Below are 12491 nucleotides of genomic sequence, written 5' to 3'. Positions count from 1 at the left end.
CAAAAATTTTATTATTAATGTTGCTGACATAAATGTACCTATAGTATTAGCTGTTAGCGTCTGCCCCTTGTCTCTTCCAAAGTCAAAAGGGGCAGATATTATTTTTTTAAAGCATCAATCATTTCCTGCTTTTTCACAAAAGCACGTATAGCTCCAGCAGTAACCCCGAATTTTTTATGAGTTGCAAGCCAAATTGCTATATCCTCGTAAGAAGACCCTTGAGATCTAAGCCTTAAGATATCTTCTTTAAAATCACTGGTTTTATTTTTCATGATTATTAAATAACCTAATCCTTTTTTTAATTGGACAAAAGCATGGATTTACCAATGAATAATAACTATAAATAAATAAACGAATAATAGCAATAATAATAGTAGTAGTAATAGTAAAAAAACAACAATAAACACGGCATAACGGATACCAAAACACGGCATAGCGGATACCAAAACACGGCATAGCGGATACCAAAACATGGAAAAGAACAAAAAAACAAACGAAATAAGAAACGATAAAATTAATAATAATAATAAATACAATAATTTATATTAATTTAATGAAGTAAATAGGAAGGTGATAGCTCAACTAAATAAGTTCATAAGCTATTGATTTTAAAGGAAAAAAAAACAACAGGGGATTTATGTAACTTATTGAAAATAAAAGAAAAAAAGGAAAAAGAAAATCACCCCAAAAGCCAGCTAATCTTTTATAATCAAAAAAATATAATCTTTTTAATCGGCGTTACCCCTGTGGATAACTTTCCCTTCAACAAAAATCCAGAACCGAAAAATATGTTACTACTGAGTGACCGTATTTCTCTTTTGCTGATAGTGATATTCCGCTTCCTCGTCTGCTCACTCGCTTCGCTCGGTCACAGACTTGCGTCGAGCGGTGGGATTTTAATTAAAAATATTTTTTTGAGTTAATTAACGCTGAAACATTGCACTATAGCGCTGCCCCAGCTAGCATCACTAGGATTAACGTATCCATTAATTCAAGCACACCATGAACAAAACCGAACTTATCAATCAAATTGCTGAAAAAGCCGACTTAACCAAAAAAGATGGCTATGTCTGCGTAAAGTGTGGTTGTGGGCTAAACTGATCATGATTTCTTCCGACGATAGGTATAAATCATGGACGCGATTCAGTTCATGTATAAGAAATTAATACCCAAAACGGTTAAATATTAATCAATTTGGGTATTTTTAAGATTGAAATGGAAATATGTACTCAACCAATCGTCATAAATCGATTTTGAGGTACCCAGAACGCTTTATAAGGCGTTTTCTTGATATAAGTAACCCAATGTAGTGCTTTTGAATTTGAATGCCCAAGAGAGTCTTACAGGCGCTTATAATGTGAATGGAATATATTAAAACTGAAGGACAGTGACAAGTCGTCGCCGGAGGCGACCATCTTGGATCGCTGGATTTCCAAGCTTTCCAGCCTTAATAATGAGCAGCGGGAGCAGGTGAAAGCCTCTCTTTCAGCAGACAAACCTCTCCCGGATGTGTTGAGAACTACACCGGATAACTGCCCACATTACCATCTGGGGGCATTACGACCGTGGGGATCCAGTCGTGGTCTTCCCCGCTATCGCGGCAAATCCTGTGGTAAAACCTGTAACCCACTGACAGGTACGCCAATGGCCCGGTTACGAAAGCGGCATCTCTGGCTGGATTATGCTGATACGTTGATTCAGAGTCTGAGTGTACGCAGGGCCGCAACAGGCTGTGGCATAAACAAGGATACGGCGTTCCGCTGGCGACACCGATTTCTGAAGCAGATTGCCGGACATCAGGCACTTCATGCGTACGGTATCGTCGAAGCTGATGAAACCTTCTTCCTTGAGTCGTTCAAAGGGAAGAGGGGACTTCCACGGCCTCCGCGAAAACGGGGAGGAAAAGCCAGGTTGCGGGGGATATCAGCCGAGCAGATCCCCGTACTGGTGGTTCAGGATCGTAGCGGTCAACATGCCGACTTCCAGCTGGATAAACTTGACATTCGGCATGTCGGAGAGCGGTTAGCGCCCTTGATCGACGCGGATGCGATTCTTTGCACCGACAGTACGAAGATCTATGCCCACGTAGCCCGGGAACAGGGAATACCCCATCGCTCGGTAAACCTCAGGCAGAAGCGCAGGGTCAATGGACCTTTTCATATTCAGAATGTTAACGCCTACGACAGCAGACTGAAAAACTGGATGCGCCCGTTTCATGGGGTCGCCACCAGGTACCTTACGCATTATCTGGGCTGGAGACGCATACTCGAGCGCCATAAAATCCTAATCAATCCTTTGATTTTACTGAAAGAAGCCTTGGGCCTGTTCGATGTACAACATTTAACGCAGACATAGCCAAAAAGATTCAGAGAAGGCACTTAACGCATTCATCGAAACCGTGACAGAAACGCTAAAGGCGGGAGATGAAGTACAACTCGTTGGCTTTGGCAGTTTTCAGGTTAAGCCACGCGCAGCCAGAGATGGACGCAACCCCAAAACGGGTGAGACACTTAAAATTGCTGCTGCAAACGTACCGATTTTTAAAGCGGGTAAGACTTTGAAAGAAGCCGTCAAATAACTGACCGAAAAGCATGTACGAATTAAAACGCCTGTACAGAACACAATTTGACTATTTTCGTACAGGTGTTTTGTGGCGTGTTCGAAACCGAACGATTTTGAACAGCAAAAAACGTCTATCAGAAATTAATAATCGATAAATCTAATCATTTTTGAAAATCAAAACAGAAATACCCGCCATAACCCCCTCTAAAACCGCCTGTAATCCATTCTGAGCGATTTTCTCGATAAAAACGTAATTCGTACAGCCGAAAATTTATCGTCGCTCACAATGCGTTCTCTGTCGCTTTAACTTTAGCATTAAAGTCAAACGCAATATCAAAAACTGCACAGATTTCCCTAAAACACCTATTCAATCAATTTCTGGTAAACTTATAGCATTGAGTAATGCAGGAGAAGATTTTGATAAATCCAACGCCAGAACAACAAGCTGTCATTGACTGGCAGGGAGAGAAGCTCGTTGTTAATGCTTTTGCCGGAACAGGGAAAACCTCAACGTTAGTGAAATATGCCGAAAAACATCCCGAACTCCGGATGCTCTACATTGCGTTTAATCGCTCAGTGAGGGAAGAGGCAGACGAGAAGTTTCCGGCTAATGTGCTTTGTAAAACATCCCATCAACTGGCATGGCCTAGTTTTGGTAGAAATTACGCTAATCGATTAACCCATTCTCTGCGTCTTTTTGATATCGCCAATGCTACTCAGAGTGATGACTGGGTATACGTAAAAGCGATTCAGGACACCTTAAAAAACTTTATGTGCAGTGTGGATAGTCAGATTATGTTACGTCACTGTCCCTCAATATTGATGGGGGAAGTCAAAAAATCGTTTACGGCTCACGAAGTCGTCATGCAGAGTGAACGTCTTTGGCATCGAATGATTGACCTTGCTGATAATTTCCCCGTTATTCATGATATGTATTTGAAGCTGTACCAACTCTCTCAACCTAACCTTTCTCACCGTTTTGACGTTATCTTGTTTGATGAAGCACAGGACGCTAATCCGGTTACTCACGATATCGTTTTTCGTCAAACCACGAAGTTAGTGATGGTTGGTGATGCTCATCAACAAATTTATCGTTTTCGAGGGGCTGTCGATGCATTAAATGCGCCTTCGCTTAGTGATGCTGACCGTCTCTGGTTAACCCATAGCTTTCGCTTTGGTGCCTGTGTTGCGGATATGGCGAATGCATTACTGGCCATGAACGGTGAAACGCATCAAGTGGTTGGTAGAGGTGAAAAGGATGACATTCTTATTGATGTTCCTAAGCAAGGTTTTCCTCACCGCGCCATCCTCAGTCGAACGGTAGCAGGCGTAATTGGTTCAGCACTGGAAGCCAGTAGCAAAAAAGCAACTATCTATTGGGTCAATGGAATTGATGCTTATCGCATCGATGAATTAATTAACCTTCACTGGTTTTCACTCGGCAAGCGAAAAAAGATGAGTCACCAACGGCTTTACACCGAATATCGTAATTATGCGAATTATAAGCACATGGCCAATGCCAGTGGTGACCAAGAAATGTTGCAATCTATCAAAATCATCGAAAAATTTACGCCACTACCAAAGAAAGTGGATGTTTTACGGAAACGAACCGTAGAAACAGAAGAGGAAGCCAGTATTACCGTTACCACTGCCCACCGTGCAAAGGGACTGGAATGGGACATTGTCGAAATCAATAATGACTTTCCGAATAATCTCTTTGACCCTAATATGGACAAAGCAGCTTTTAGAGATGAAGTCAATTTACTGTATGTCTCAGCGACTCGAGCGAAGAAGACACTTATCATCAATAAATTGTTGGTAAATATTTTAGCCAAAGTTGCTGAGAATGAAAAAACGGCACAGACTTAATCCAGTAATGCCTCTAGAAGCGCCTGTAATCGATTGTGAGCCATTTTCCTGTGATTAGCCAAATAAAGATATGCCAGTAACAAAAAATAAACGCACCCGAGAAGATAGGGTGCGTTTTTGTATGGCTGGATTATGATGTCTGAAATGTAATGAATAAATAGCGTATTTAATATAGCCCGCTTGTTTGCCATAATTCAATCTGACGCGAGCAATTATTGAAGATATCGGATGAGTAAAAAATTCACCCCAACACCCCACGATGCCATATTCAAGGTGCGACATGAAAGTCGCTTTTATGATTGTCTCACCCGTCCTTACGGATAGCGAGACCTGTTGTTTCCTCAACAGTAGCCTACCAGAGCATGCGATGTGGGTAACTGCATGGTGTGAAGCCTCTGGGACAATGTAATCCTTATTCAGAAGAGTTTAAGCCGTGAGGCAACTCAACTGCTGGAAGCATCATCCGGCAGGGATGCTAGGCTGAGCAGTATGGCTAACATATGTGAATTACGGTTTAATCCTCGTTACTGACGAACAAGTCAAAGATGCTGACAGACTTGAACCAAAAGGTAAGTGATAGGCTGCCTCAGCTTTTGAATCTGGGCACAGGAACGCAACATCACCGGGGAAGACGTGAAGCCTAACCTGCCCTTGTCATTAAAGCGAAACATGGTAAGCCCGTATTTCTGCTACAAAGCAAAGTTAACCGTAAGGTGAACCTATAGAAATGCGGGTAAAGGATGATCGAGAAAGCGAATGTCACTCTGTAACAAAGTGGATAGGGATTGCGTCTTAGACTATATAGCTAAGCGACTTAATTTTGATTACATTATTTATATGAGCTATTCAATTGATTTTAGACGTAAAGTGATATCTACGATGGAAGAAGAAGGGTTGAGTATCAGAGAAACAGCGAAGCAATTTCGGATTGGCCCTGCCTCTGTATCGCGTTGGATTAATCAAATAGAGCCAAAAGCATCGACTACGCGTCAGCGAAAAATCGATAAATCCGAGTTGATAAAAGATGTTGAACAATATCCAGATGCTTACCAAAAAGAGCGTGCAGAGCGTTTTGGCGTTTGTCAGAAGGCCATTTGGCAAGCGCTTAAAAAGATGGGATTGACCTATAAAAAAACGCTACGTCATCCGAAAGCCGACGAAAGCGCTCGGCAAACGTTTCAACAAAAAAAACAACAGTATGAAGAAGAAGGTAAGCCTATTGTTTTTATTGATGAAAGTGGTTTTTCACACGATACCCCACGGACTCACGGCTATTCCCCAAAAGGTCAACGCTGTTTTGGTTTGAAAAACTGGGGAGCCAAGGGAAGAACAAATGTTATCGGTGATTTATTGGGCACAACGCTGTTTTCTATCGGATTATTTGATATCAATATTAACAGCGATGTTTTCTATGCATGGGTCACCCAAGTCCTTATCCCAGAACTTCCTAAAAACAGTGTAATCATGATGGATAATGCAACTTTTCACAAGAAACAGAGTATTCAACAAGCCATAATCGATGCGGGGCATATGGTGGAATATTTGCCTACATATTCGCCAGATCTTAATCCAATTGAGCATAAGTGGGCACAAGCTAAAAGCAAAAAAAGAGAGAGCGGTTGCGACACAGATATTTTGTTCTCACTCCATATGGTGTAATCAAAATTAAGTCGCTTAGCTATATCATCCCACGTGAAAACGGGCAGACTTCGATCAGGCTTTTCATAACGAGAGAGTTTGATAAAACTTCAATGGAGGAAAAGCAGATGACAACACTGACAAAGAGTGTTGGTGCATCCTCAGTTTATCTGGAACCATGGGACAAAATTCCGTGGAGAAAATGCTACAGAGAAACCAGAAGGCTACAAACCCGTATCGTTAAGGCTACAAAGGAAGGCAGATGGAACAAAGTTAAATCTTTACAACATCTGCTTACCCACTCTTTTAGTGGCAAGGCTCTTGCCGTCAAACGAGTGACAGAAAATCGAGGCAAAAGAACAGCTGGAATAGACAAGAAAGTATGGTCTACTCCACGTTCAAAGTATCGTGCGATCAAAATGCTTATATCTTATGGGTACCATCCTAATTCATTAAGAAGGATTTATATTCCTAAAAACAATGGTAAGAAAAGACCGTTAGGGATCCCGTGCATGATTGATCGAGCTATGCAGGCTTTATATCTATTAGCGTTAGAGCCTGTATCGGAAACTAAAGCAGATCCTCATTCTTATGGCTTTCGTCAGGAAAGATCGGCAGCAGATGCCATTGAGCAGTGCTTTACCGTACTGAACAAAACTAATGCTGCAAGATGGGTTCTTGAAGCGGATATAAAGGGATGTTTTGACAATATATCGCATGAGTGGCTGTTACAGAACGTCCCCCTGAACCATCTAATCTTAAAGAGATGGCTTAAGATGGGATACTTTGAGGGGAAAAAGCTATTCCCTACTGCGAAGGGCACTCCTCAGGGTGTAGTGGTCTAATAAAACTGTAGAGATTTATAGCTTATAATTAAGCAAAATCTTATAGGTATAAACATGCCACGAAAAGTAAAAGTGACCTTTAGCGCAAAGCAAAAACTGGAATATGCAAAACTCATGGTTGAAGGTGGATATAGCAATATCCAAGTTGAAAAAATATCCGGTGCGGGTAAATCTGCCGTATCGCGCTGGAAGCAACAATATCTTGCCGAGTTGAATGGGAATACGCCTGTAAAATCAAAAGCGTTAACGCCCGAGCAACAGCGCATACAAGAATTAGAAGCAAAACTTAAGCGTGCTCAGAGGGATAATGACATATTAAAAAAAGCCGCGGCTTACTTCATCCTCGACAATCAAAACTCAAAATCGTGAAGCAAATGAAAATTATGTACCCCAATTTTACGGTCACTGAGTTATGCCATCTTTTTGAAGTAAGCAGTAGTAGTTTTTATTATGAAACGAAAATACCGACAGTTGAAAATGAAAGGCTGTGTGGCGAAATCAAACGTATTTTTTATACATCGGGCCAAACTTATGGCAAAAGACGTATCCAAGCTGAGTTAAAGGGTTTAGGGTGCCAGATTGGCACTTATAAAATATCAAACATCATGAAATTAAATCAATTAGTTGCAATTAGACCAACGAAAAAGCATTACTATCCCTCATCGGGTAACGAACATCGATATGCCCCTAATTTGCTTAAACGACAATTTTCCCCTCAACAGCATAATCACTATTATGTCGGTGATATCACGTATATTAGATATCACTATGGGTGGAGCTATTTAGCTTGCGTGTTAGATTTAGCCACCAAAGAAGTTATTGGTTATGCCTTATCAACAAAACCGGATACGAAATTAGTGAAAGAAGCCTTAGATAACGCCATTGAACGGCAATTACCGGATACGACAAGTTTGATGTTCCATTCAGATCAAGGTTGCCAATATTCATCGGAGGAGTTTAGGGCGCACCTCTTTGAACGGAAAATAACTCAAAGCATGAGTCGGCGAGGTAATTGCCTCGATAATGCCGTGATGGAAAGATTTTTTAGGAGTTTAAAGACAGAAAAGCTTAACCATTTATCGTTTATGAATCATCAATCTGTTGTCTATGAAGTTGAAAATTACATTCAGTTTTATAATTATTATCGACGCCATTCAACGATTGGTTATTTAACGCCACATCAAAAATATCATGAACTAAAGAATGCCGCTTAGATCTTCTACAGAATTTGTTGACCATTACAGTTTTCGTCTGGTTTCATCGTGCCTCAGCCTTTTAAACAATCTGTTAATATTGTTGTGATGGTATCTTAAATAAAATGGCTATTTAACCAAGCAATATATTAGCATACTGCCGACCACCAAAAACGTAAAAAAGAGGTGTTTGCTATCCATTAACCGGGAATTGTTATTTGATATGTAAGTACAAATATATGTACTTTCTATCAATTTGGCGTATACTGCATATAAAGTAACTTTCTATACGAGGTCAGCATGAAAACTGTAAATTATAGTGAAGCGAGACAAAATTTAACTTCCGTCATGAATGAAGCCATCAATGACAGAGTTCCCGTGTTAATCACGCGCCAAAAAGGAGTGTCATGCGTTTTATTATCTTTAGATGACTTTCAATCATTAGAAGAAACAGCCCATTTATTGCGCTCCCCTGCAAATGCTCGTCACTTACTCGATTCTATTGATGAACTTAATAGCGGTAAAACCGTTATTAAGTTCATTGATAATATTTGATTTTAAAATGTTGATAATTGTTATTAAACAACCCTTATTTCTTTTCTGTAGGTGGTATTGTTGTGCTTTTATTGATGGTTTTTTTACAATGGTTTTTTCTATTATGAACTTAATATTTTCAGACAAGTCATGGGATGATTATCTTTATTGGCAACAATTTGATAAGAAAAATATTAAACGAATCAACGAACTAATTAAAGATATAAAAAGAGAGCCATTTAGCGGTATAGGAAAGCCAGAGTCATTAAAATATAATTTAACAGGCTTTTGGTCTAGAAGGATCACAGATGAGCATAGATTGGTTTATAGGGTTACTGATAAAGGGCTAGAAATAGCCTCTTGCCGATATCACTATTAAATAGTTAATAATGAAAGTATAAATCAGAATCCAAAAATCGGTTTTATTATTACGATGATTGTTTTTATACATTTTAACCAAGTAATGTTGCTTTTAAAAAGCCGTCAAAAACCGGAGTTATCACCATGCAAACTATTTTCATAGTTAACTGTTATCAATAAAAATAAAACCACTAGGACAACTAATCCAATCGGTCAATGTCTCACATAGTTTGAAAACGTAAAAAGCATTTTTAAATTTCGTGCTGTTGCAACCACTCACATTAAATAAGAATGTAATTTACTTTCTTAAATATTGCACCTTCAGCCTCGCATCGTTGGCTGACTCGATGGTATAGCTAAGCGACTTAATTTTGATTACATTATTTACATGAGCTATTCAATTGATTTTAGACGTAAAGTGATATCTACGATGGAAGAAGAAGGGTTGAGTATCAGAGAAACAGCGAAGCAATTTCGGATTGGCCCTGCCTCTGTATCGCGTTGGATTAATCAAATAGAGCCAAAAGCATCGACTACGCGTCAGCGAAAAATCGATAAATCCGAGTTGATAAAAGATGTTGAACAATATCCAGATGCTTACCAAAAAGAGCGTGCAGAGCGTTTTGGCGTTTGTCAGAAGGCCATTTGGCAAGCGCTTAAAAAGATGGGATTGACCTATAAAAAAACGCTACGTCATCCGAAAGCCGACGAAAGCGCTCGGCAAACGTTTCAACAAAAAAAACAACAGTATGAAGAAGAAGGTAAGCCTATTGTTTTTATTGATGAAAGTGGTTTTTCACACGATACCCCACGGACTCACGGCTATTCCCCAAAAGGTCAACGGTGTTTTGGTCTGAAGAACTGGGGAGCCAACGGAAGAACAAATGTTATCGGGGCTTTATTGGGCACAACGCTGTTTGCTATCGGATTATTTGATATCAATATTAATAGCGATGTTTTCTATGCATGGGTCACACAAGTCCTTATCCCAGTACTTCCTAAAAACAGTGTAATCATGATGGATAATGCAACTTTTCACAAGAAACAGACTATTCAACAAGTCATAATCGATGCGGGGCATATGGTGGAATATTTGCCTACATATTCGCCAGATCTGAATCCAATTGAGCATAAATGGGCACATGCTAAAAGTAAAAAAAGAGAGAGCGGTTGCGACACAGATATTTTGTTCTCACTCCATATGGTGTAATCAAAATTAAGTCGCTTAGCTATAATTGTGAGTCTGGCGAAAATGACATTGCCCAGCCCACAGGTTTTCGAGCAAATAAATCCAATACCACCGCCAGATACGCCCATCGTGAGCCTGTCCAAATATAGGTTACATCGCCACACCAAACCTAGTCAGGTCCGGTGACAGAAAATTGTCTGTTGAGAAGATTGGGAATATCAACGCGCTCATCTTCTCCCCGTTTGTATTGATGTTTTCGCGTTTGGCAACTGATAATGTTTAACTCTTCCATTAGTTTACCGGCCAGCCAACGGCCAAGTTTTACACCGTATGTATTGGTAACTATCGTGGCGATACGCCTCGCGCCAGCAGACCCGCCACTGACGTTCCAAGCTTCGCTGACCAGGCTACGTTTTACTGTCCGTTCAGCATCTGGTGCCTTGGGTCGACACCAATAGCGATAACTGCTTCGGTGAATATCAAAAATACCACACAACGCTTTTACCGGATAAAGCGCCCTTAGCTTGTCAACTACCAAGAATTTTTCATTGAGTCCGACATTAAGAGCGCAGTAGCCTTTTTTAAGATGTCATTCTCCATTTCCAGGCGTTGAATTTTTTTCTTCATTCCCTGAACTCAATGTGCTCCGGCGTTAATGGCAGACCAGGGGCTGTTTTTCCTTGACGTTCTAAACGAAGGGCTCTTACCCATCTGCTAATAGCTGAAAGGCTTACATTCATCGCTTTCGCTGCCTCCAGGTGGGTGTAATTTTGGTCAAGGACTAATTTGGCGGTTTCACATTTAAATTCAGCAGTCATTTTTTTACTCATTGGTCCACCTATAAAAATTATGAGGTAAGCATATCACCTCAACTTAGGTGGCCAAATTCAGTATGCCACTACAAGTATCATGACCGAGCTTTAGCGAGCGAATGAACGAGGAAGCGGAATTTCCGTTAACTATTTTCCGTAAATGGAAGAAATTTTGATTAAAGAAGAGCCAAAAGATAAATTGAAGTCAAAGTGATCTCCATCAGTGTTATTAGCTGATCTCCATGCATGGTAATATACACTTTAGAGATTGTCCTAATGCGCTACGTCCCTTTGTTGGAGGTAAGGGGAGATCTATTTAAAATACGCTCTATTGCACAAAATAACCGCATATTGCTCATCAAAACATCATGGCAGTCTGTTTAGAAACTTCACACTCGCCTAAAAAATGGAAAAATCATTTTTTTCACCGCGTTATTCTATCCCAAAATAGTTTTTTTTGTTAAAAAAATTTTGAAACTCTTAGACGTTTAACGTAAATTAATGTAATTTTTTTGTTAATTAAAAAATGTGGGCTAAAATGTAATTTACAGCTATCCACTTTTAATGGAGCGTCCGATGAAAAAAATCTTAATAACCGGGTCAAGTGGTTTAATCGGTCAAGCGCTTTGTAAAAAAATTGATAAATTCTATTGGATAGAAAAATTTGATAGCAAATTGCCTGAAGATTCTTCTGAATACGGTGACATTCTTCTTCCTAAGATATTACAACAACGGCTAAAACATTGTGATGGCGTTATCCATTTAGCCGCTATTTCTCGGGTTATTTGGGGTGAAAAACAACCGGACATTTGTTGGGAAACTAATGTCACGGGGACAAATAATCTCCTTGATTTAGCATACCAATCCCCTAAAAAACCCTGGGTATTATATGCAAGCAGCCGAGAGGTTTATGGGCAGCAACAGTTATTCCCTGTCAAAGAATCAGCACCCTTGCAACCATTAAACATTTATGCCAATTCGAAAGTCACAGCGGAAGGATTGGTTGCAAAATACAAATTAAAGGGATTAAAAACCGCAATTTTACGTTTTTCGAGTGTATACGGAAGTATTGATGATCATCATGATCGGGTTGTCCCCGCTTTTTGTCAAGCTGCTGTCACAGGAAAACCCATTCATATTGAGGGACCCACTAATATGTTTGATTTTACACATGTTACCGATGTGGTTGAAGCGATATTTAAAGTTATAAAGCGTCTAGAACAAGGACAAGAATTACCCACGATGCATATTACATCGGGTCAACCTGTTTCCTTAGAAACACTGGCAAAATTGGTCAACGGCTCTGCCAAGCATCCACTCAAGCTCATTATCGATCCCCCTCGATGTTTCGATGTTTCAACATTTTATGGTGATAACAGCTTAATACGTTGTTTATTGAATTGGGTGCCTAAAATAGATATTGAAACAGGCATTTCCCTGTTAATAAACGATTTTTATCAAAAAAAATCGGCATAATTTTGGCGAGGAT

At 39.9% G+C, this 12491-nt stretch carries 10 protein-coding genes and 3 pseudogenes; 10 read left to right on the top strand and 3 right to left on the bottom strand.

Annotated elements, in window-relative coordinates; all coding sequences use genetic code 11:
* Nucleotides 1-98: 98 nt before the first annotated feature.
* The gene (locus WH390_RS15315) at nt 99-272 is read right to left on the bottom strand and encodes a hypothetical protein (RefSeq protein ID WP_395971273.1); all 174 of its coding nucleotides are present in this window, start codon (nt 270-272) and stop codon (nt 99-101) included.
* A 1105-nt stretch (nt 273-1377) separates the two neighbouring features.
* On the opposite strand from WH390_RS15315, the gene WH390_RS15310 reads away from it, so the two are divergent.
* The 3 genes and pseudogenes from WH390_RS15310 (at nt 1378) to WH390_RS15300 (ending at nt 4431) form a co-directional block, all read left to right on the top strand.
* Nucleotides 1378-2355, top strand: coding sequence for an IS1595 family transposase (locus WH390_RS15310; RefSeq protein ID WP_395971593.1), 978 nt, complete (start codon nt 1378-1380; stop codon nt 2353-2355).
* A pseudogene (locus tag WH390_RS15305) lies at nt 2354-2578 on the top strand (HU family DNA-binding protein); the annotation flags it as partial. The gene WH390_RS15310 and the pseudogene WH390_RS15305, both read left to right, overlap by 2 nt.
* Nucleotides 2579-2979: 401 nt before the next feature.
* Nucleotides 2980-4431, top strand: coding sequence for a UvrD-helicase domain-containing protein (locus WH390_RS15300; protein ID WP_406850734.1), 1452 nt, complete (start codon nt 2980-2982; stop codon nt 4429-4431).
* Nucleotides 4432-4485: 54 nt separating this feature from the next.
* On the opposite strand, the gene WH390_RS15295 is transcribed toward WH390_RS15300, so the two are convergent.
* Nucleotides 4486-4713 (bottom strand): hypothetical protein, encoded by a 228-nt coding sequence (locus WH390_RS15295; protein WP_406850733.1) that lies wholly within the window; start codon nt 4711-4713, stop codon nt 4486-4488.
* 555 nt (nt 4714-5268) lie between these two features.
* Between WH390_RS15295 and WH390_RS15290 the strand changes: the two genes are divergently transcribed.
* From WH390_RS15290 to WH390_RS15265, 6 genes and pseudogenes are all read left to right on the top strand, one after another.
* Nucleotides 5269-6090, top strand: a complete 822-nt coding sequence (locus tag WH390_RS15290; protein WP_395971265.1) for an IS630 family transposase — start codon at nt 5269-5271, stop codon at nt 6088-6090.
* Between the two features lie 107 nt (nt 6091-6197).
* Nucleotides 6198-6911 (top strand): annotated as a pseudogene (locus WH390_RS15285) (reverse transcriptase N-terminal domain-containing protein); the annotation flags it as partial.
* 57 nt (nt 6912-6968) lie between these two features.
* Nucleotides 6969-8128 (top strand): IS3 family transposase gene (locus WH390_RS15280; RefSeq protein ID WP_395971263.1). Its coding sequence is split into 2 segments (ribosomal slippage): nt 6969-7248 and nt 7248-8128, totalling 1161 coding nucleotides; the frame shifts between segments, so codons are not numbered across the junction.
* 279 nt (nt 8129-8407) lie between these two features.
* Nucleotides 8408-8662, top strand: coding sequence for a YoeB-YefM toxin-antitoxin system antitoxin YefM (gene yefM / locus WH390_RS15275; RefSeq protein ID WP_395971261.1), 255 nt, complete (start codon nt 8408-8410; stop codon nt 8660-8662).
* A gap of 103 nt (nt 8663-8765) precedes the next feature.
* Nucleotides 8766-9020: a Txe/YoeB family addiction module toxin gene (locus WH390_RS15270; RefSeq protein ID WP_395971585.1), complete on the top strand. Its 255-nt coding sequence runs from the start codon at nt 8766-8768 to the stop codon at nt 9018-9020.
* 369 nt (nt 9021-9389) lie between these two features.
* Entirely contained in the window at nt 9390-10211 is an 822-nt protein-coding gene (locus WH390_RS15265; RefSeq protein WP_395971259.1) for an IS630 family transposase, read from the top strand.
* 22 nt (nt 10212-10233) lie between these two features.
* On the opposite strand, the pseudogene WH390_RS15260 reads toward WH390_RS15265, so the two are convergent.
* Nucleotides 10234-11020, bottom strand: a pseudogene (locus WH390_RS15260) (IS3 family transposase); the annotation flags it as partial.
* A gap of 558 nt (nt 11021-11578) precedes the next feature.
* On the opposite strand from WH390_RS15260, the gene WH390_RS15255 reads away from it, so the two are divergent.
* Nucleotides 11579-12478, top strand: a complete 900-nt coding sequence (locus tag WH390_RS15255) for an NAD-dependent epimerase/dehydratase family protein (protein WP_395971257.1) — start codon at nt 11579-11581, stop codon at nt 12476-12478.
* The last annotated feature ends 13 nt before the right edge of the window (nt 12479-12491 follow it).

This window comes from Candidatus Arsenophonus nilaparvatae, from assembly GCF_045346035.1.
Lineage (GTDB): Bacteria > Pseudomonadota > Gammaproteobacteria > Enterobacterales > Enterobacteriaceae > Arsenophonus > Arsenophonus nilaparvatae.
This window is presented reverse-complemented; position numbering and strand designations above follow the sequence as displayed.

What these genes read in the sequence shown, in the direction of transcription:
- WH390_RS15295 (WP_406850733.1), bottom strand. Translation starts at nt 4,713, where the DNA reads ATGTCGCACCTTGAATATGGCATCGTGGGGTGTTGGGGTGAATTTTTT.
- yefM (WP_395971261.1), top strand. Translation starts at nt 8,408, where the DNA reads ATGAAAACTGTAAATTATAGTGAAGCGAGACAAAATTTAACTTCCGTC.
- WH390_RS15315 (WP_395971273.1), bottom strand. Translation starts at nt 272, where the DNA reads ATGAAAAATAAAACCAGTGATTTTAAAGAAGATATCTTAAGGCTTAGA.
- WH390_RS15255 (WP_395971257.1), top strand. Translation starts at nt 11,579, where the DNA reads ATGAAAAAAATCTTAATAACCGGGTCAAGTGGTTTAATCGGTCAAGCG.
- WH390_RS15290 (WP_395971265.1), top strand. Translation starts at nt 5,269, where the DNA reads ATGAGCTATTCAATTGATTTTAGACGTAAAGTGATATCTACGATGGAA.
- WH390_RS15270 (WP_395971585.1), top strand. Translation starts at nt 8,766, where the DNA reads ATGAACTTAATATTTTCAGACAAGTCATGGGATGATTATCTTTATTGG.
- WH390_RS15265 (WP_395971259.1), top strand. Translation starts at nt 9,390, where the DNA reads ATGAGCTATTCAATTGATTTTAGACGTAAAGTGATATCTACGATGGAA.